Source organism: Shouchella oshimensis, from assembly GCF_004375095.1.
GTDB lineage: Bacteria > Bacillota > Bacilli > Bacillales > Bacillaceae_D > Shouchella > Shouchella oshimensis.
This window is the reverse complement of sequence record NZ_SNUX01000001.1, coordinates 810219-831076: the sequence shown is the minus strand read 5'-3', so window position 1 is coordinate 831076 and position 20858 is coordinate 810219. Positions and strand designations below refer to the sequence as shown.

Here is a 20858-nt window from a genome sequence, read left to right as displayed (position 1 = left end):
ATTGGCTCCGGCCAATCATTTTTTTTCTTGTTCACGTCGAATATGGTAAAGAGCTTTATCAACAGTAAGTCGGTTTTTTTCAGTAATTTCGGTTTTACGTGGGATAACCGGAAATGATGGATCTGACCAAGTAGCAGGAAGGATCTCCGCCGCTTCTTTTTGCCACTGCTGTAACCAAGATGCTGGAATACGTTCTTTAGCCAGGTGAAGCTGATCAGTCATTGCTAGCCAAATGTAAGACCAAGCTCTCGGAACCACGCGCCACTTGTCATAGCCACCCCCGCCAATTGCTACCCAGCGACCATCACAATATTCATGAGCCAACTCATGCACAATGGTTGGAATTTCACGAAATGATTGAATAGAGAGGTGGAGGTGAGACAATGGATCATAATAATGCGCATCTGCTCCATTTTGCGTTAAAATGATATCCGGACGAAAAAATGTTACGGCCTCTTTTAGTGCTTTGCGGTAAGCATAAAGAAAGGAGTCATCTTCTGTGAAAGCATCTAGCGGAATATTAATGGAATAACCGTAGCCTTCTCCAGACCCTTTCTCTGTCACATGCCCTGTTCCTGGAAATAAATAACGCCCAGTCTCGTGAATACTTAGTGTACAGACATCAGAGTCTTCATAAAAAGCCCATTGAACACCATCTCCATGATGGGCGTCTGTATCAACATATAGTACGCGAGCGCCGTATTTACGCCGCATATATTCAATGGCAATAGAAGAATCATTGTAGACACAAAAACCAGATGCTCGTCCTCTAAAGCCGTGATGTAAGCCTCCTCCAAGATGGAATGCATGCTCGTATCCATCTCGTAATACTGCGTCACAGGCAGCAATCGTCCCTCCGACTAAATAAGAAGATGCTTCATGCATATGAGGAAATACAGGCGTGTCTTCGGTTCCTAATCCAAATGTTTGAGCTTTAACTGTATCAAGTGATCCTTTTCCGCCTTCTTTAACAGCTTCAATAAAGTTAGTATCATGAATATAGGCTAACTGCTCATCAGTTGCCCGCTCTGGTGAAATGATGTCTACGCCTTTTAAAGCACCTATTGACTCAAGTAAAGAGTGGGTCAGTTGAAGCCTAAGAGGATGAAATGGATGTGTATCACTAAACTTGTATGGATACGCATCTGCCCCATAAATAAAAGCAGAACGCTCTTTCGTCATGAACGTTCACCTCCAATGGATGGGAGGGATGGTCCGTATACGTCATAGCCACTGTCGGCAAGCTTCTGAATAACTTTTCTTGGATCAATCGTTTGAACACGAAAAGAAAGCATATGGTAGTTTGCTTTTTGACTTGGGTACGCCACAGCACTAACAATGTTCACACCAACATCTTTGAAAATCGTTGCCACATCTGCAAGCATTCCAGGATAATTTTGCACACATACTTCAATCACAGACGTTGGGCGGTCTGCACCAAGGAGTGCTGTCAAGCTGGACAGAATATCTGACTCTGAAATAATTCCTACCAAGCGTTCATTAGCGGTTATTGGTAAGCAGCCAATCCGATGTTGATAGAATATCTTAGCTGTTTCTTGTACATCGTCGTCTTCATGTGCTGTTAAAACAGGATATGCCATTATAGATGAAATCGGTTTCAAAAAAAGGTCTTTTTCATTTAATGGCATAAGGATAGAAGGTCTACTATCGCGTATATCTCGATCAGATACGATACCGACGAGTTTTTCATCCTCGTCTACAATGGGAATATGACGAATGGATTTCTGCTCCATTAAATCAATAGCGTCTTGTATTGAATCGGTTGGAGAAAGTGTATAAACGTTTGTACGCATAATAAGTTGTAGTTTCATTTGTTTTTACCCTGCTTACTAAGCAAAGCGTAACCTCCTCTCGTTCGTTAATACATAAAGCGGTTAACAAAACGAAGCTGATCAAACTGTTCCATAGATGCTTGATCAATATTCGCACCAATACGTGCCATTAAACAATTGGCAGGATGTGAACTAATTTCTGGATCATCTGTAGCAAACCAAATGAGTCCGCCTGCATTCATCATTTTTTCCATTACTTTGCGATATTCCCAAACATCGAGACCGCTTCCTTTTAAATCCCAGTGCCAATAGTACTCTGTTGTTATAATAATATAGTTTTCCATTGCAGGGTCTTTCATTGATAACTGGAGCAACTGTTTTCCTAAACCATTTGCGCGATATTCAGGTGCAATTTCAATCGCACCAAGTTCAATTAGGTTTTCCATTTTCCCTTCTGACCAGCGCTCAAGTGGGTCAGGATAAACGAAGGTGACGTAACCGACAATTTTCTGATCGTCACGAATGACATTAATTCTTCCTTCGGGAAGTTCAGCTATTTCGATTAGCGCTTTTTTTTGCGCTTCAGCAGGGCGGAAAGAAACGAGTGCTTCATGATAGTCTAATGCTTCAATTTCATTTGGTTGTAATGGGCCTTCTAAATAAAGCGTTTTCGACTGAAAAGAGAAAGGTTCTCTAACAAACTTTTTTGGATGGTCCATAGCTTCACCTCAATTAAACATTCTTCAAACCTAGTATACTACAGATCAAGTCTAACGTCTTTTCATATCATTAAAGGACAAGAAATTGACGAGCACTTCTGAAAGTTATTAAGATGAATCAATTGAAATCGAGACGTTTCTTGTATATAATAAACTCAATTAGAGAAGGAGAGGTGTGAAGCTATTATGAAAGCGCTTCCTGTTGTTACTGGACAATATAACTTAAAAAATTACGAAGAAGCAAAAGAACAATTTAATTGGGATCAAGTAAAACAAGCATTCTCTTGGAATGAAACAGGAAAAATGAATATAGCCTATGAAGCCATTGATCGCCACGTTGAAAACGGGAAAGCGGATCAAATCGCGCTTTACTATAGTGACGCACGTCGAGATGAACGCTATACATTTAAAGAGTTAAAAGCCTATTCTAATAAAGCTGCAAATGTATTGAAAGAAGCGGGTGTAGAAAAAGGAGACCGTGTATTTATCTTTATGCCAAGATCTCCTGAGCTTTATTTTGCGCTTCTTGGTGCAGTCAAATTAGGTGCGATTGTAGGACCACTATTTGAAGCGTTTATGGAGGGAGCTGTTAAGGATCGCCTTGAAGACAGTGGCGCTAAAGTACTTGTAACAACGCCTACATTACTAGAGCGTGTGCCGTTTAACGATTTACCGCAGCTTGAAACGGTTCTTGTTGAGGATAAAAATTATGAAGATAACGGCGCGTTTCTTCAATTCAATAAACGGTTAGACGAAGCTTCTGATGAATTAGAAGTAGAATGGGTGGATAAAGAAAACGGACTTATTCTTCATTACACATCTGGTTCAACAGGAAAACCAAAAGGTGTTTTACATGTTCATGAAGCAATGGTTCAACATTATCATACAGCTAAGATCGTTCTTGACTTAAAGGATGATGATATTTATTGGTGTACAGCGGACCCAGGTTGGGTAACAGGTACATCCTACGGAATTTTTGGTCCTTGGCTTGCTGGAGTCACGAATGTCGTTCGCGGCGGACGTTTTTCTCCTGATGATTGGTATGAGACGATTCAACGTTATCATGTAACCGTTTGGTATAGTGCACCTACTGCATTTAGAATGCTTATGAGTGCAGGGGATGAACTTGTGAAGAAATACGATCTTTCTTCATTACGCCATGTACTAAGTGTTGGCGAGCCTCTCAATCCAGAGGTTGTCCGTTGGGGGAAAAATGTCTTCGATCTTCGTATCCACGATACATGGTGGATGACAGAAACAGGCGCTCAAATGATTTGCAACTATCCAGCAATGGAAATTCGTCCAGGTTCAATGGGGAAACCTATTCCAGGTGTTTATGCGGCCATTGTTGATGATCGAGGAAATGAACTACCTCCAAATCGAATGGGGAATTTAGCCATTAAAGCCGGCTGGCCATCCATGATGCGCTCAATTTGGAATAACGAACCAAAGTTTAAGAGTTATTTTGAAGTAGCAGGTTGGTACATTTCTGGAGATTCCGCTTATATGGATGAAGATGGTTATTTCTGGTTCCAAGGAAGAATTGACGATGTCATTATGACAGCAGGTGAACGTGTTGGTCCATTTGAAGTTGAAAGCAAACTTGTGGAACATCCAGCAGTTGCTGAAGCGGGAGTAATTGGTAAACCAGACCCTGTCCGTGGTGAGATCATTAAAGCATTCATCGCATTACGTGATGGTTATGAAGTAACAGATGATTTAAAAGAAGAAATTCGTCAGTTTGTGAAAAATGGTTTAGCCGCCCATGCGGCACCGAGGGAAATGGAGTTCCGTTCTTCTTTACCTAAGACGCGCAGTGGTAAAATTATGCGTCGTGTTTTAAAAGCATGGGAACTTGATTTACCAACTGGTGATCTATCGACAATGGAAGATTAATCAAAAAACCATCCAACTAGTTGGATGGTTTTTGCTTACTTGTTTATTCTTCATCATCATCGTTTGAATCGTCGTCTTCGTCTGTTGTTACCTCGTCTGTGTCTTCATCATCAGAGTCTTCATTTTCATCGTCTTCCTCTTCATCAGCACGATCGTTCTCTTCGTCTTCTTCTTCGTCATCAGAGTCTTCATCATCATTATCTTCACGACGTTCGTCTCTTTCTTGTTTGCGTAATTCATCCAGTTGCTTTTGAACCGTGCTTTTTAATTCACTTTGGAAAGGTGACAAGCCATCGATTCGAGACAATAGATTGTTATTATAAAGATCCGTTGTAACTAAATCTTCTTCGTCACAAATGGCGTTTGAAGAACCGCCTGTTAATCCGCATACTCGGCGCTCGGTTAGCCCACTTGGTCGCTGAAATCTCGTTCCTTCAGCCGTCATCAGGCTTGGTTTCACACTATACGCTGCATTGGCAATGTTGGCCCATATATTTTGCGTACGCTCACCAGTACCCATTCCGTTGTAGCGCTCTAACAATGGTGATTGTTTGCTGCCTGTATACCCGTTCCAAACTCCAAGGGAGACATAGGGGTTTGACGCAACAAACCATGAATCAATATTCTCATTAGATGTACCTGTTTTACCTGCCCAGTCGGCGCTAAAATTTAGTAAACCTGGAACTCGACTAGCTGTTCCGCCACTAGTATTAACAACATCCCGCATCATATCGACGAGTAAGTAATTTGATTGTGGGCTAATGTAGTCGAATTCTTTCTTTTCGTGTTCGTACACAATTTCCCCATCGTATGTTTCAATTTTCTCAATCATGTATGCTTCAGGCCGTTTTCCATCGTTCGCAAAGGCAGAGTATGCAGAGACAATTTGTTCTACCGTTGCGCCTCCACCGCCAATTGCCGCTGATTCAACAGTTGACATGCTGGTAACACCTGATGATTCAATTAACTGCTGTTTTAATTCCTCTGGTACGTGCCACCATGCTTTAACAGCAGGTACGTTGCGGGAACGCTTTAAAGATTCACGTAGCGTAATATTCCCATCATGACTATTATCCCAGTTGTCAATTGGTTCTCCATCTACTCTACGATTAGTCGGTGTATCTGGAATGACAAGCCCTGGCTGGGTCACGCCTGCTTCCAAAGCACCGGCAAAAGGTAGGATTGGCTTAATCGTTGAACCAGGTGAACGTAAACGAGTCGTATAATTTAACTGATTATCTAAATTTTCTTCCCTTCCACCAACGAAACTAAGTATCGCTCCTGTACGGTTATCAATTAAAACGGCACCGACTTCTTCTGAGTCCCCATTGCCATTATTCGGACCGAAATAATAATCAGAATGGCTAGCAGCATCATTCATTACGCTATATAATTCTTCATCAATGGTTGTAGTAATTTTGTATCCGCCGTTTTCAATTCGATTTTGCACAATCCCGCGCATTTCCTCTTCCTCTAAACTTTGTGCGCTAGCACTAAGCTGATCCCAACCTTCAAAAGACTCTTTCTCTATTGTAAGCAATACTTCTGTTGCACGCTGGAGAATTTCAGATGTTAGTCTGGGGTGTCTGGCCATTGGATCTGGAGCATACTCGATAAAATCAGCGGCAAGGTCGTAGTCAAGGGCTTCATCACGCTGCTCTTGGTCAATGTACCCACTCTCATACATACGATTAAGAACTGTGCGAAAGCGATTAAATCCTGGACGTAAGCCATCTTCATCTTTCAAGTCCGCATCACCCGTAAACGGTGTGTAGCCGAATGGGCTTTGTGGCATCCCAGCCAAATAGGCTGATTGAGCTAAATTTAACTCAGACGCAGCTACGCCAAAAATGCCCATTGAAGCCGCTTGTATGCCTTCTACATTTCGACCTGAAGCATTTCGTCCAAATGGAACCACATTTAAGTAAGCTTCTAAGATTTCGTCTTTTGACATGAAATGTTCTAGGCGCATGGCAAGCATAATTTCAGTTGCTTTCCGATCAAACGACACCTCGTTAGAAAGGACTTGTTGTTTAATTAATTGCTGGGTAAGTGTACTTCCACCTGTTTGAACAGATGAATTGGCGATTTCTTGCATCGTTGCGCGAAGCAGAGCTTTTGGAACAATGCCTTCGTGCTCGTAAAAATGTTCATCTTCTGTTGCAACAATTGCCCATTTTACTTCATCTGCTATGTCATCTAGTGTCACAATGTCTCGCTCAACATCACTTCGTATTTTTCCTAAATAGACGTCATTAGCTAAATAGATTTCACTCGTTTCTGTTAAAGACCCTACATGGGTACGTAATTCTTCTTCTGAGTAAGACTGCTCATCATGGACAAGAGATGCAAAATAACCGGCAGCTGTCCCACCAGCTAAAAGAACGAGTAAAAACCCGACAATAAGTGCAACAAGTAGTAAATTCCAAAGTACTTGGTAGGTGATGCCTACCTTACGAAAAAAATGAATGTCGGCAAGCTTTTGATTCACTTGCTCAAAGGATTTTCTTACATGTAATAGAAAAGATTTCATTGTTTCCCCCCTATAAAGGTGAGTATACCATAAATGAGAATACGGGCATACACGTTCTGTTGACTTTAAAAACGAGGTATGATAAAACTAAGTTTATATTTAGTATACAAGCGTTGAAAAGCCGAAGTATGCCTATGATGTTGTAGACAGTAGAGAGTTAGCGGACGGTGAAAGCTAGCACGCGTCATAAGCAGAATTACAGCTGGGAGCTTTCTTTGTGTTTAGCACAAAGACGGGAAAACCGTTATCGTTAGAGTGGAAGGCTTATTCTGCCTTCAACAAGGGTGGTACCGCGACGAATGTTCGTCCCTTTTTGGGAGGAGCTTTTTTTGTGTTCAAAAATAGAGGAGGAAGAGAGATGTCAGAAGAAAATCAGTTAACTGCTGAACAAATAAATCGAGTAAATGAGCAAGTTGAAACGCTAATGCGTGGGGTTGTAGAAATTGTGCCAGAAGAAGCCTTTCGCAAAAAAATTGAAAAAAGTGTGCGCACAGGTAAGCCCCTTAACATCAAATTAGGAATGGATCCATCTGCGCCTGACGTGCATATTGGTCATACCGTTGTGCTTCAAAAGCTCCGTCAGTTTCAGGAATATGGTCATCATATTCAATTGCTCATTGGTGATTTCACAGGAAAGATTGGAGATCCAACTGGAAAATCAGAAACACGTAAAGTGTTAACAGACGAGCAAGTAAAACAAAACGCACAAACCTATGTAGAGCAATACGGCAAAATTTTAGATATGAATAAAACCGAAATTCTGTATAATTCCCACTGGTTATCAGAATTGAAGTTTGAAGATGTATTAAATTTAGCTGGCCAAATGACAGTTGCCCGTATGTTAGAGCGAGAAGACTTTAATAAACGTTATAAGTCTGGTCAAGCGATTTCTGTTCATGAATTTTTCTACCCACTTATGCAAGGATATGATTCTGTGGCAATGGATACAGATATTGAAGTGGGTGGTACAGATCAGACGTTTAATCTCTTGATGGGCAGACAGTTACAAGATGCGTACGGTAAAGAAAAGCAAGTCATGATGACACTTCCTCTAATTGAAGGGTTAGACGGTGTTCGTAAAATGTCTAAGTCATTAAATAACTATATTGGTATTGATGAAGCCCCAAATGAAATTTTTGGTAAATCTATGTCCATTCCAGATGAGTTAATGGCGAAATACTTTAAGCTTGCAACAGATGTACCGATGGAAGAAGTAGAAGCCATTGAAGCAGGGTTAAAAGATGGTTCTGTTCATCCTCGTGATGCGAAAATGCGCCTCGGTCGTAAGTTAGTTGAAATGTACCATGGTGAAGAAGCAGCAAAAGAAGCGCAACAATATTTTGAGACAGTCTTTCAAAAACGAACGTTACCAACGGATCTACCTGTTGTAGATTGGACTGGAGATACGGACGTATCCATCATTGATTTACTTGTTGAGTTGAAACTTCAAAACTCAAAAGGGGAAGCCCGACGCATGATTCAAGGTGGCGGCGTCAAGATTAATGAAGAAAAGCAAGATGATATAAAGACGATCGTAACAGTGGAAAACGATATGATTGTGCAAGTTGGAAAGCGGAAATTCGCGAAATTACGTTTAGTATAAGGACTTGCGGCGATGCAAGCAAAAAAAAACGTCTACCTTTATCAGGCAGACGTTTTTTACGTGCTTATTAACGAGAATACCACTCAACGATAAGTGCTTCTGTGATTTCAGCAGGAAGTTCAGAACGCTCAGGAAGACGCGTGTACGTTCCTTCAAGCTTTTCTTCGTCAAATGATACATATGCTGGAGTGAAGTCATTTACTTCTAAAGACTCTTTCACTGCAGTAAGGTTGCGAGAACGCTCACGAAGAGAGATCGCTTGACCAGGCTTTACGCGGTAAGATGGGATATCTACACGAGAGCCATCTACCATTACGTGACCGTGGTTAACAAGTTGACGAGCTGCACGACGTGTGCGAGCAAGACCTAAACGGTAAACAAGATTGTCTAAACGAGACTCAAGAAGAATCATGAAGTTTTCGCCGTGGATACCAGACATTTTGCCAGCATCATTAAAGATACGAACGAATTGACGCTCATTAACGCCGTACATATGACGAAGCTTCTGCTTTTCTTGAAGCTGAAGCGCATATTCAGAAAGTTTTTTACGTTGGTTTGGACCGTGTTGACCTGGAGCGTAAGGACGCTTCGCAAGTTCTTTTCCAGTGCCGCTTAGTGAAACACCAAGACGACGAGATAATTTCCAAGATGGACCTGTATAACGAGACATAAGTAGTCTCCTCCTTGTTATTTTGATTTGCAAAATAACAACCTGTCTGACAATCTCTGAATGTAAGTTATTCCATTTTCATGCACCTTCGCTTCGACAGCTAGAAGTTACACAGTGCACCTCATACCTTGCAGCCGCGAGGAATGGAATAAAACAAACAACAGCTTGTCTCGGCTGTCTTTCACACCGAATAATCATACTTAACATTTGCTTAAAAGTCAAGGTTTGCTTTTAAATAGGGCTCTATTGTTGCAACGAATTGCTCTAAATAGTGCTGATCTTCCTCCGTAAAGCGATTTTTTAGTGGACTATCGATATCCAACACAGCAATGACCTTTCCATCATACCGCACTGGAACAACTAGTTCCGAATTTGAAGCTGCATCACAGGCAATATGACCAGGGAAGGTGTGAACATCTGCAACCCTCATCGTTTTATTCTCAGAGACCGCCGTACCACAAACCCCTTTTCCAATAGCTATGCGCGTACAAGCAGGTAATCCTTGAAAAGGACCTAAAACAAGTTCGTTTTTATTTAATACGTAAAAGCCAACCCAGTTAATATCCGTTAAAAATTGACCAAGCAAAGCACTTGCATTCGCATAATTTGCTATCGTGCTTGGTTCATCCTCTAGTAGCGCTTTTGCTTGTTTTAGAAGCAATTCATATGCTTCTTGTTTATCATTTGAATATGAGCTTGTTGAAAACATGACAGATTCTCCTTTTATGATACAATAATCGCCTTTTTATCTCGGTATTTGTCTAAAAATATTTGGTCTAGAATTGGATTCTTTAACAGGAGCTTGTAAGAGCAAGTCGAATACAGAAGTAAGTGAAAAGATCGTGCGCAATCGACTCTTATCGGAGGGGATCCAAATGAGTGATCAAACAAAAGATTCTATTAAGCTTGCTGCAACGCGGCTCTTTTATACGAATGGTTATCATGGTACATCTGTCCGAGATATTGCCAAGGAAGCTTCGGTTAATTCTGCTTTAATTTCTTATTACTTTGGTGGGAAACACGTCTTATTTGAAACGCTACTCATTGAATTTTTCGAAGGCTACATTCATTCTATAGAAGAAGCTATGCGCACATCAGATGGCGACTTACATCAAGTATTATCCCAATTATTTAAACGAGTCTTTACGTATCAACAATCGTGCCATTTACTTGCACGGATGGCGCATCGTGAAATGACAATGGACTCTACACTCGTACGTGAAGTGATGAGTACGTATTTGAGAAAAGAGCAATTTCTTCTAGAGCAAGTTATTCAGGTTCATCTTAGTGCAAAGCAAATGAAACGAGTACCAATTGATTTAACTGTTCTTCATTTACGAAATATGTTAACACTACCTTTTTCATCTCCGCAATATTTAAAAGAACTGTTTTTAGTTGCGCCAGATGACCATCTGTTTATGAGACGATACGTGACACATGCCGAGCAGTGGATGCGATCGTTATTAGAAACAAAGGATGTTAAACGACTTCATTTAGTTAGAAGTTAGGAAGCAAAGCATCATATCCGCTTTTTAAACCGGATACAGTGTGGGCATCTGATCCGTAAATAAGCGGAATGCCCATCTCTCTAGCCTTCTTCGCCATAAAAAGAGGTGGATACGTTTCTTGACAGTCAGGCTTTATGACGCCTGCACCGTTATAATCCAATTCTAGATTTTGCGCTCGAACTTCTTTTAATATGCGCATCCACTCTGTTGTAAAAGACTGACTGGCTGGGTAGCGTAGTTGATATTTTCTACAAAGTGTCATATGCCCAATCCGTTTTGGCTTAAAAGAGCCTAGTGAAGAATCGATGGACAATTGCACAGTTTGATAATAAAGACGATATAAAGCGTCCACACCTCCAATTTTTTCTGCAAGGGACCAGAAGCCATCGGCGCTGTAGTCTAAGCAATGATAACCGTTGGCTGTTTGTAAGAAGTGTACTGATAAAATACTGTCTTCTAAACACGGTCCAAGCTCATTTAGCATAGCAGTCGTTTCTTTTTCAAAACCGACAATATAATCAACTTCCAAACCAGCGAGTATGCGTAAAGATTTGGCGTAGTCGCTTTTTAACTGTTTTATTGTGGCAAAATAAGCAGGAACATCGTCCCAACGCATCGCACTGTCTTGAGCTGGGGTAGGGTCTTTAAAACCCTCGGGAAGAGGGGCGTGCTCTGTAAATGAAAGCTGAGTAATCCCTTGTTTGATGGCTTCTTCACAATAAGAGGCCATTGCGTCTGCCGATCCATGCGGACAATAAGGTGTGTGGACGTGACCATCTACCATTTCTATTAAAAACCTCCTTAGTCTGTGAATAACAATTGAATCGGTTTTAGGTAATGCGAAAATTGTCTTGAAGTGATCTGTTGAATCTACACACAAACTGTCGCTTTCATGATATTATAATACGTATTAGAAAACGGATAAACTAGAAATTTAGCAGAGGATGAAAGAGCTTGTCGGAAGGGAGTCTCCAGTGGATATTATTGTTGGTATCGTTGTCGTCTTATTAATTGTGGTTGTAATTGGTACAGTTGCTGGAATGTTAATTAGGCGAACAATACATAAATCAGTCGATGAATTAGATAATCGAAAAAATCAAATACTTAATCGGAATATTTCAGAGGAAATTTCAAAAGTGAAAAAGCTGAAAATGTCTGGAGAAACTGAACAGAAATTTGAAAGCTGGCGAAAAGATTGGGACGAAATTCTCGAGTCTATTTTACCTAGCGTTGAAGAGCAACTTATTGAAGTTGAAGAATTAGCTGGTAAATACAGAATCACGAAGGCGAAAGATCAGCTGAAATGGGTTGAAAATCGACTTCTTTCTGTTGAACAGCAGCTCGATTTAATGGTAGAAGACATTGATAAGCTCGTTTCTGCAGAAGAAAAGAATCGCAGTGAAATCGCTGTAATAAAGGAGCTATACCAAACGCTCTCTGCTGAATTGTTAAAGAAACGAGGCTCGTTTGGGGAATCCATTAAAGCCCTCGATGAAGAGATGAGTCATGCTAAACAAGCGTTACTTGCTTTTGAAGAGTCGACACAAAATGGAAGTTATCTGCAAGCAAGAAAGCAGCTTTTGCAAATTAAAGATTCTCTCTATATTTTAAATGAGAAGATGGAGCGCATCCCTCACCTTCTTATGCAAGTCCGCTCTACACTTCCTGGTGAACTATCAAACTTACAGTTAGGCATTAAAGAAATGGAAGAAGACGGTTATCATCTTGAAACATTCTCTTTTGGATCAAAAATCTCCATGCAAAAAGAAGAGATTGATCAGGCGTACATAGCATTAAAAGAATTAAATGTGGATGAAGCGGCATCAGCACTTGAATCACTTCAAACAGAAATTGATGAGATGTACGAAACTCTTGAAAAGGAAGCAAATTACAAAAGCAAACTGTTAGCGCAAGTTCCTGCTTTAAAAGCTCAAGTGGAAAAAGCCTATCAAAATATGAAACAGCTTATTGATGAAACAACGCAAGTGGAAAAAAGCTATATGATTGCAGAGGAGGAAATTCAGCTCCAACAAACGTTGCAAAAAAACTTGCGAAATGTACAGAGCCAGCTCACGCTTATTATGGATGTATTCGAAAATCGTAAACAATCGTTTTCTTCTATTTTTGAAATGACTGAAGAATGGCGAAAGCAAATGGAAGAGCTTTCTAGTGGAATTGAAGAAAGCATTGACCGTTTAAAAAGACTGCGAAAAGACGAAATACAAGCACAAGAGACAGTTAGTCAATTGCGCGAACTAGTGCTTGAATCAAAGCGACTGCTTTATAAAAGTAATTTACCAGGGGTTCCTGTTACCTATTTAGAAGCTTTAGATGAAGCAGAAGGAAATATCAATAGAGCAATTGAAGGACTTGAATCCTTTCCTCTCGAAATGACAGAGGTAGAAGCTCTTGTTCAAGATGCCGTAAGAGTTGTTGAAGGAAACAGTGCTGCGATTAAAGAAATGGTCGAAACCGCACAAATGGCAGAGCTTGCCATTCAATATAGTAATCGTTATCGTGGGCAGGATGATGCTGTTCGAAAAGAGCTTGATGAAGCGGAGCAAGCTTTTCTAGAATATGATTACGAAAAAGCCCTCGCCATTGTTCAAGAAGCTGTTCAACGCTATGAGCCAGATTTACTTAATAAAGTGACAAAACATCTTTCAGCTTAAAGAGGCTGGGACAAAAGTAGATAGACAGACCAAAATGACGAACATTCCTGAAAATAGGAACGTTCGTCGTTTGTTTTATATGAACATTAGCGGAAGGAGAATCCGAAGACTCCTGGGGGATCAGCACGTGTCTGAAGACTCGGAGTGGCGGTTTTCCACGGAGGAGGCTGAGGCCGTGTCCCCGGAAAGCGAAGGATTCACCTGTAGCGGTGCTACTCAGCATATTTTAGACTATTCGTCTTTTCAAATACTACTTTTCGTTATGTCCCAGCCTCTTTTTTTGTCTGCACAAACAACGTATCTATGCTAAGATTAGCTGTGATTGTACAGTGTTTATAGGTTAAAGGAGTTCGTTATATGATTTATCTTGACAATAGTGCAACAACAAAACCTTATCCAGAGGTCTTAACATTATATACAACGATTTCTTCGCAGTATTTTGGAAATCCCTCATCCCTACATTCATTAGGAATGGAAGCGGAGCAGATATTGAACCACGCAAGAAAGAAAATAGCACACTTTCTGTCTTGTCAAAAAGAACAGCTAATCTTTACAAGTGGCGGTACAGAAGCAAATGTTTTCGCCATAAAAGGCATTGTGACAAAAGAAAAGGCTGCACATATTATTACGACCACCGTTGAGCACGCTTCTGTGTACGAAACAATTCGACATTTAGAAGAGGTCGGTCATGAAGTGACCTATCTTCAAGGCGATGCTTTTGGGAGAGTAACGGTGGAGCAAGTGAAAGGAGCTATCAAGAAAAACACAGTGCTTGTTAGCATCGGTCATGTGCAAGGAGAATTAGGAACGATCCAGCCCATTCAGGAACTAGCGGAGATGCTATCAGCTTATCCGAGAATACAGTTCCATGTTGATGCTGTGCAAAGTTTGTTAAAAGTATCGATTGGTTCGCTAGCAAAAATAGATTTAATGACGTTATCTTCTCATAAAATTCATGGAACAAATGGAACAGGGTTGTTGTATGTGAAAAACCTATCTCTAGTTAAGTCTCTCCTACATGGCGGTGGTCAAGAACAATCCCTTCGGCCAGGTTCAGAACATGTAGCAGGAATTGCATGTTTTGCAAAAGCCCTCGAAATGGGAGCAACGGTTGCGGAGAAAGAGCAAGGACGTCTTTTGTCACTGCGAAATCTATTGGTACACGAACTGGAGCAACTACCAGGGGTGTTCATCAATTCAGCTATCGACACTAGTGCGCCACACATTTGTAATATCTCTATATCAAAGATTAAAGCAGAAGTACTGGTACAATCTCTGTCTCAAGAAAAAATATACGTTTCAACTCAATCAGCATGTTCAACCAAAACAGGTGCGCCAAGCCGGATTTTACTAGGTGCAGGACATGATCGTGAGCGTGCAGAAACGGCAATACGAATTAGTATGTCTTTTTTAACAACGGAAAAAGAGGTCACCACTTGTATAGAGGCACTAAAACGACTCGTTCCAAAACTTCAGGAGGTAACATAATGAATATCGATCACATTGTAGTACGTTACGGAGAACTAGCATTAAAAGGAAAAAATCGGAGTCATTTTGAAAAGCTTCTCCTTGCTAATATACGTAAAGTATTAAAGCCGTTTCCAGGTGTAACGGCAAAACGAATTCAAGGGAGAATCATTGTTCACTTACACGGTGCGGACGAAACACCCATTCAAGAAGCATTAAAAAACGTTTTCGGTATTTATTCTTTTAGTTTAGCCATGCAGGTGGAGAATGACGTAGATGCAATAAAAGAAGGTGCTCTTTTTTTTATTGAAAAACTTCATCCGAATGTTAAAACGTTTAAAGTCTCAGCTAGACGGGCGAATAAAGGATTTCCGATTCAATCTCAACAACTTAACCATTTAATCGGAGGACACATCTTACGTTCTTTGGATGGATCCATAAAAGTAGATGTTCATCATCCTGAACTTGAGCTATCCATTGATGTGCGTGATGCAGGCACGTATATAACAGGTGGTGCAATAGAAGCAGCGAAGGGGCTTCCAGTCGGAGCAAGTGGAAAAGTGTTGCACATGTTGTCTGGAGGAATTGATTCGCCTGTTGCGGCCCATATGTTAATGGGACGTGGCGCCCAGATCGAAATGCTTCACTTTCATAGCCCACCATATACGAACGAACGAGCTAAACAAAAGGTTCTTGATTTAACAAAGGAACTAACAAAATACGGGACAAGCATTAAGGTGCACCTTGTTCCATTTACAGAGATTCAAACCCATATTCATAAAGAGGTTCCCTCTAATTATGAGATGACGATTATGCGCAGAATGATGTTACGAATTGCAGATGCATTTGCTAAGAACAACGGTATTTTAGCGATTTCGAATGGAGAAAGTCTCGGACAAGTGGCTTCGCAAACGTTGCAGAGTATGAATACGATTAATGAAGTTACGACGTTGCCTGTTATTCGACCGTTAATCGCGATTGATAAGGAAACAACGATTGCCTATGCAAAACGAATTGGGACATATGAAACATCCATCTTGCCATACGAAGATTGTTGTACCATTTTCTTACCAACAGACTCCAAGACGAAGCCAAAACGAGAAGGCGCCTTAAAATTTGAGCAATATGTGGAGATTGAAAAAAAATGTGAAGACGCCTTAAATAGGGTTGAGACAGTTCATATCAACGCTTTTGAAGGCAGTTCTTCCGTTGAATCGTTATTTTAAAAAATTTCCAGTGATTTTCTATGTATGTTATTTCCTCTTTCGCACATTCTAGAAGTACCGAAGGAGGTGAAACAACATGGCAAACTCAAACTCAAACAACTTAGTAGTACCTGGTGTACAACAAGCTCTTGATCAAATGAAATACGAAATCGCTAGCGAATTCGGAGTAAACCTTGGTCCTGATACAACTGCTCGTGCTAACGGATCTGTAGGTGGTGAAATCACTAAACGTCTAGTAGCTCAAGCTGAACAACAAATGGGTGGATATCAAAAATAATTTCATATTCATGGCTAGGAGCAGGGTTTCCCTGCTCCTTTTTCATGTTCTCATTTGATGTCTAATGCTATACTTAGTACAAAAAGGAGGGGGAGCATGGGAACACTTCTTTATAACGCAGTCATTTATACGATGGAATTAGAAGGGGAGCAGTTAGAGGCACTTTACATAGAAGAAGGAAAAATTGTCGATTGTGGTTCATCGAAGCGCTTATTGGAAAAATGGTCTAGGCAAGCTTCGAGAGCGAGAAATCTAAATGGCGCTTTTATTTATCCTGGTTTCGTAGATAGTCATCTTCATTTAATTGCTCACGGACAAAAGCTACTGCGATTGGATTTATCACAGTCTACTAAGAAAGACGCGTTAGCGAAATTGGAAGCACAATCTGTGCAGGATGGGGAATGGATCGAAGCGTTAGGTTGGAACGAGCACAATGATCCAGATCATGCGTTATTAACAGTGACTGATTTAAACAAGATTAGCATAAACCAGCCTATATTTGTTATGCGTATTTGTCGTCATGCAGCAATTGTCAATCAAAACGTTCTTGATTTAGCCGGAATTGATCGGTTTACACCTGACCCGAAAGGTGGGAAAATTGAACGCGATGAACATGGAAACCCTAATGGCATTTTGCATGATGCCGCTATACAGTACGTCCAAGCTGTCATGCCCCCTCTGTCAAAAGCGTCGGTAAAAAAAGCGCTTCAGACGGCTATTAATGATTGCCATGCAAAAGGGCTAACAGGAGGTCATAGTGAAGATCTTCATTATTACAACGGTCTTGCTGAAACAGTAGACATCTACCAAGAAGTTGTGAATGAAAAAAAGCCGTTCCGTGCTCATTTACTCATTCATCATGAAGAACTTTCTGCATATGACGCATCACCTTATACACAACAACAAGCATTAAGCCCCTATGTAGAGTTTGGCGCTTTAAAGATTTTTGCAGATGGTGCTCTTGGTGGCAGAACAGCCGCTTTAAGTGAACCTTATGAAGATGATCCGAGTACATCTGGATTGTTAATTCATAATCAGACTGCTCTTTACGATTTGGTTTACCAAGCAAGGAAACGACAGTTAGCGGTAGCGATTCACGTTATTGGCGATCAAGCATTGGAGTTAGCGTTAACAGCCATTGAACAAAATGAAACAGTAAATCAGCGTGATCGACTTATTCATGTTCAAGTAGCGAGAGAGGATTTAGTGCAACGTATGGCAAAATTGCCAATCGTCATCGACGTGCAGCCACATTTTGTTGTGTCTGATTTTCCTTGGGTAGAAGAACGGCTTGGAAAAGAGAGAATGTCGTTTTCTTTTGCATGGAAAACGCTGCTAGAGACTGGCATTCATTGTGCAGGGGGGTCTGACGCACCGATAGAACCAATCGAGCCTTTGAAAGGGATGCATGCAGCAATTTTTCGTAAAAACGACCAAGGTACTTATAATGTTAAGGAAGCATTAACCCCCTATGAAGCAGTAGCGTTATTTACGACAGGAAGCGCCTATGCCATTGAAAAAGAAGCTACACGAGGAAAAGTTAAGATCGGCTATGACGCAGATCTTACGATACTTGATCGAGACCTATTTAGAGGTGGAGAAGAGGCATTTAGCCAAGCGAGGGTTTTGGAAACGATTGTAAATGGGTATACGGTTTATGAAAAAGGAGGAGTAACAGAATGAAAGCAAGAAGATGGATTGCATTAGGAATTAGCGCCTTTGTGCTATTGTTTACACTGATTACGACCATTTCAGTGGCATTTAATACATATTCAGCACCAGTTCTTGGAGGGTCTGACCAAACGATTATAAGTGATGGTGATCCTAGTGGACAGATCGCGTTACTTGATGTGACTGGTCCAATTATTGATACAGGAGAGCCTGGTTTATTTGACACAGGTGGTTATGACCACGCTGCTTTTTTAACAGAGCTTGATACGGCAATGACAGATCGTAATGTACAAGGGATTATTTTGTCAGTAGACACACCTGGTGGTGGTATATTAGAATCTGCAGAAATTCACCGCGCCATTGTCGAAACGAAAGAATTAACAGATAAGCCTGTGTATGTTGCTATGGGCGGTATGGCTGCTTCAGGAGGCTATTATATAGCTGCACCAACCGATCGAATATTTGCAACCCCACAAACACTAACAGGCTCCATAGGGGTTATTATGAGTTCCTATAATGTAGCTGAACTTCTTGACAACATTGGAATAGAAGAGCAAGTATACAAAAGTGGTCCTTATAAAGATATTCTATCTCCAACGAGAGAGCCACTTGAAGAGGAAGATGAAATCATTCAAGCGATTGTCGATGAGTACTATGATGAATTTGTAGATGTCATTGCTCAAGGTCGCGATATGGAAGAAGACCGTGTACGTGAACTTGGTGACGGCCGTATTTATACGGGACGACAGGCGTTAGAAGAAGGACTAGTCGATGACTTAGGCTCGTTAGAAGATGCGATTTCCGCTATGCGTGAAGAGTTAGGAAGTAATTATCAAGTCGTATCAAACGATGAATTTTTGAATTTCGGAAACTTATTTGGATTAACGTTGCAGCAATTATTTGGGAACGATAGCCCGATCAAAATTGATTTTAATCAACCAAAGCCATACTACATGTACAATCATGAATGAGGTGTGAACAAATGGAGTATACAACAGGATCAGTACGATTAAAACGACACCTTAGAACAGCAGATGCCACCGAGATCAATGTAGAAGAGGCACATCCCCATACCTATCGTTATGCTGGATTTTGGATGCGATTTTGGGCATTTATAGTTGATTTGTTAATTGTTGCAGGCTTAAATGGTGTGCTTGTTAGTACATGGGTTCCGCTTATTGCAGACGGAGATTCACGGTGGGGATTTTTTGCGACAGTCTTCTTGCTACCTAGTGTTCTTTACGCTATTGTTTTCTTTCTTTACTTTGCTTTAATGACCCGCTATTTTCAACAAACGTTAGGAAAGATGATTTTTGGCATTCGCGTCATCTCAACGAATGGTGCAAATTTAACATGGAGTCAATTGTTTTTCCGAGAAGGGGTAGGACGTTTTTTACAACATGCCCCTCTGTTAGGAAATCTTAATGGGCTTGCTTACCTTGTTGTCGCATGTACACCAAAAAAACAAGGCATACATGACTTATTTGCTGAAACGTATGTTGTCCATATTGATGAAACCAGCTAAATGATTAGCTGGTTTTTTTTTATTTAGTTGAGCATAGTAAAGAGAAGGAGGTATTTTTATGCTTGTATGGATTGTACTCCCATTGATCATTCTACTTGTCATTTTACTAATTATGTTATTCATACCAATTAAAATACATATCCGCTATGCTCATCATCAGGAAGATGATTTGCTAACCCTGTCCGTATCTTTTTTAGGCTTGAAAGTATATAAACTGGAAGTGCCTGTCATTCATGTAAATACTTTAACCCAAACGGTCACAGCCGAAGAAAAAGAAGAATCGCTCTTTAAAGATAAGAAAAAGAACAAAAAGTGGGGAATAGAAAGTCTTAAAAACTATGTCAAAACGGCAAAACGATTTGCGGCTCATTTTCCGAAACTAAAACAAAGGGTGTATCGTTTTTTAGCAAAAGTTACATGCAAACATGTGACATGGAAAACAGAGTTCGGAACAGGAGATGCTGCGATAACTGCACAGCTAGCTGGACTAATCTGGACGATAAAATCATTTTGTATAGGATGGATCCAAGCGAAAGTAAATTGGAAAGGTGAAAAAAGACTAGAAGTAACGCCACATTTTCAAGTAAAGGGCTATCGCATGTTTGTATCGTGCATAGTCACCTTTACATTGTGGCACGCTATAACTACATTGCTGTTGTTAGTAATCAGTTACAAAAAAATTGAAAAGCGTTTTAAACCAGCTTCAAGTGGTGAACGTTATTTTCATTCATAAAGGAGCATACATGAAATGGAACATCCTATTCAAGGTTTAATGAAAACTGCTATGGAAAACATTAAAGCGATGGCAGACGTCAACACCATTGTCGGTGATCCAGTCGAAACACCTGATGGCAGTGTTATTATGCCTGTGTCTAAAGTGGGTTTTGGCTTTGCTGCTGGAGGAAGTGAGTTTTACACAGAGCATTCGCAAACTTATGCTGAACAAGGGCATCCTTTTGGCGGAGGGAGTGGAGGTGGCGTGTCTATTACGCCTATCGCTTTTCTTGTAGTGAATCACAAAGGCGTTAATATGGTACACCTTGACAGTTCAACTCACTTATACGAACGCTTATTAGACTTAGCGCCTCAAGCATTTGAAAAAATTCAACATCTTATGAAGCACGACGGACATGTCCATCATGACAACCATCACGCTTCACACGATGATGACCCTTATGAAGATCCAATTGTATAACCAATAAAAGTGTAAAGACCTCTGTCTTTATGCTTTTTTACTTACTAGTGAGGTGCGTCATTTTTGCATTAATCAAGGAAGAGACGGTATGATAAGAAGATAA

The 20858-nt window shown here is 40.6% G+C and carries 19 protein-coding genes and 1 other annotated feature; of the genes, 12 read left to right on the top strand and 7 right to left on the bottom strand.

What is annotated here, in order from left to right; translation table 11 throughout:
* Positions 1 to 15 precede the first annotated feature (15 nt).
* The 3 genes from E2L03_RS04320 to E2L03_RS04310 are packed head-to-tail and all read right to left on the bottom strand — an operon-like array spanning position 16 to position 2512.
* The gene (locus tag E2L03_RS04320; RefSeq protein WP_134258610.1) at positions 16 to 1182 is read right to left on the bottom strand and encodes an acetoin utilization protein AcuC; all 1167 of its coding nucleotides are present in this window, start codon (positions 1180 to 1182) and stop codon (positions 16 to 18) included.
* Complete coding sequence (locus E2L03_RS04315) at positions 1179 to 1832, bottom strand: acetoin utilization AcuB family protein (RefSeq protein ID WP_038481993.1); 654 nt, start codon at positions 1830 to 1832, stop codon at positions 1179 to 1181. The genes E2L03_RS04320 and E2L03_RS04315 overlap by 4 nt, the downstream gene beginning before the upstream one ends.
* A 47-nt stretch (positions 1833 to 1879) precedes the next feature.
* A complete protein-coding gene (locus E2L03_RS04310; RefSeq protein WP_055736210.1) occupies positions 1880 to 2512 on the bottom strand; it encodes a GNAT family N-acetyltransferase in 633 nt (210 codons plus the stop codon).
* Positions 2513 to 2698: 186 nt separating this feature from the next.
* Here E2L03_RS04310 and acsA point away from each other — a divergent pair, with 186 nt between their 5' ends.
* Positions 2699 to 4408: an acetate--CoA ligase gene (gene acsA / locus E2L03_RS04305; RefSeq protein ID WP_134258609.1), complete on the top strand. Its 1710-nt coding sequence runs from the start codon at positions 2699 to 2701 to the stop codon at positions 4406 to 4408.
* A 43-nt stretch (positions 4409 to 4451) separates the two neighbouring features.
* On the opposite strand, the gene E2L03_RS04300 is transcribed toward acsA, so the two are convergent.
* On the bottom strand, positions 4452 to 6941 hold the full coding sequence (locus E2L03_RS04300; RefSeq protein WP_197196501.1) for a transglycosylase domain-containing protein: 2490 nt from the start codon (positions 6939 to 6941) through the stop codon (positions 4452 to 4454).
* Positions 6942 to 7045: 104 nt separating this feature from the next.
* Positions 7046 to 7255, top strand: a binding site (T-box leader).
* A 44-nt stretch (positions 7256 to 7299) separates the two neighbouring features.
* On the opposite strand from E2L03_RS04300, the gene tyrS reads away from it, so the two are divergent.
* On the top strand, positions 7300 to 8544 hold the full coding sequence (tyrS, locus tag E2L03_RS04295) for a tyrosine--tRNA ligase (protein WP_055736211.1): 1245 nt from the start codon (positions 7300 to 7302) through the stop codon (positions 8542 to 8544).
* A 67-nt stretch (positions 8545 to 8611) separates the two neighbouring features.
* On the opposite strand, the gene rpsD is transcribed toward tyrS, so the two are convergent.
* Both rpsD and E2L03_RS04285 read right to left on the bottom strand, forming a co-directional pair.
* A complete protein-coding gene (gene rpsD, locus E2L03_RS04290; RefSeq protein WP_035393914.1) occupies positions 8612 to 9214 on the bottom strand; it encodes a 30S ribosomal protein S4 in 603 nt (200 codons plus the stop codon).
* 211 nt (positions 9215 to 9425) lie between these two features.
* Positions 9426 to 9923, bottom strand: coding sequence for a free L-methionine (R)-S-oxide reductase MsrC (locus E2L03_RS04285; RefSeq protein ID WP_038481979.1), 498 nt, complete (start codon positions 9921 to 9923; stop codon positions 9426 to 9428).
* A gap of 166 nt (positions 9924 to 10089) precedes the next feature.
* Here E2L03_RS04285 and refZ point away from each other — a divergent pair, with 166 nt between their 5' ends.
* Entirely contained in the window at positions 10090 to 10722 is a 633-nt protein-coding gene (gene refZ / locus E2L03_RS04280) for a forespore capture DNA-binding protein RefZ (RefSeq protein ID WP_038481976.1), read from the top strand.
* Here the strand turns inward: refZ and hisJ are convergent.
* Entirely contained in the window at positions 10712 to 11506 is a 795-nt protein-coding gene (gene hisJ, locus E2L03_RS04275) for a histidinol-phosphatase HisJ (RefSeq protein ID WP_134258608.1), read from the bottom strand. The two genes, refZ and hisJ, sit on opposite strands and share 11 nt — an antisense overlap.
* A gap of 160 nt (positions 11507 to 11666) precedes the next feature.
* On the opposite strand from hisJ, the gene ezrA reads away from it, so the two are divergent.
* The 9 genes from ezrA (at position 11667) to ytfJ (ending at position 20755) form a co-directional block, all read left to right on the top strand.
* Positions 11667 to 13394: a septation ring formation regulator EzrA gene (ezrA, locus tag E2L03_RS04270; protein ID WP_084167495.1), complete on the top strand. Its 1728-nt coding sequence runs from the start codon at positions 11667 to 11669 to the stop codon at positions 13392 to 13394.
* A 357-nt stretch (positions 13395 to 13751) separates the two neighbouring features.
* On the top strand, positions 13752 to 14882 hold the full coding sequence (locus tag E2L03_RS04265; protein ID WP_134258607.1) for a cysteine desulfurase family protein: 1131 nt from the start codon (positions 13752 to 13754) through the stop codon (positions 14880 to 14882).
* Positions 14882 to 16087, top strand: a complete 1206-nt coding sequence (gene thiI / locus E2L03_RS04260; protein WP_134258606.1) for a tRNA uracil 4-sulfurtransferase ThiI — start codon at positions 14882 to 14884, stop codon at positions 16085 to 16087. The genes E2L03_RS04265 and thiI overlap by 1 nt, the downstream gene beginning before the upstream one ends.
* A 76-nt stretch (positions 16088 to 16163) precedes the next feature.
* On the top strand, positions 16164 to 16364 hold the full coding sequence (locus E2L03_RS04255; RefSeq protein WP_038481964.1) for an alpha/beta-type small acid-soluble spore protein: 201 nt from the start codon (positions 16164 to 16166) through the stop codon (positions 16362 to 16364).
* Between the two features lie 96 nt (positions 16365 to 16460).
* The gene (locus E2L03_RS04250; RefSeq protein ID WP_134258605.1) at positions 16461 to 18047 is read left to right on the top strand and encodes an amidohydrolase; all 1587 of its coding nucleotides are present in this window, start codon (positions 16461 to 16463) and stop codon (positions 18045 to 18047) included.
* Positions 18044 to 19006, top strand: a complete 963-nt coding sequence (gene sppA / locus E2L03_RS04245; protein WP_051667579.1) for a signal peptide peptidase SppA — start codon at positions 18044 to 18046, stop codon at positions 19004 to 19006. The genes E2L03_RS04250 and sppA overlap by 4 nt, the downstream gene beginning before the upstream one ends.
* 11 nt (positions 19007 to 19017) lie before the next feature.
* Entirely contained in the window at positions 19018 to 19560 is a 543-nt protein-coding gene (locus E2L03_RS04240; protein WP_241741910.1) for an RDD family protein, read from the top strand.
* A 58-nt stretch (positions 19561 to 19618) separates the two neighbouring features.
* Complete coding sequence (locus E2L03_RS04235; RefSeq protein ID WP_038481955.1) at positions 19619 to 20293, top strand: DUF2953 domain-containing protein; 675 nt, start codon at positions 19619 to 19621, stop codon at positions 20291 to 20293.
* 15 nt (positions 20294 to 20308) lie between these two features.
* Complete coding sequence (ytfJ, locus tag E2L03_RS04230) at positions 20309 to 20755, top strand: GerW family sporulation protein (RefSeq protein WP_038481952.1); 447 nt, start codon at positions 20309 to 20311, stop codon at positions 20753 to 20755.
* Positions 20756 to 20858 lie beyond the last annotated feature (103 nt).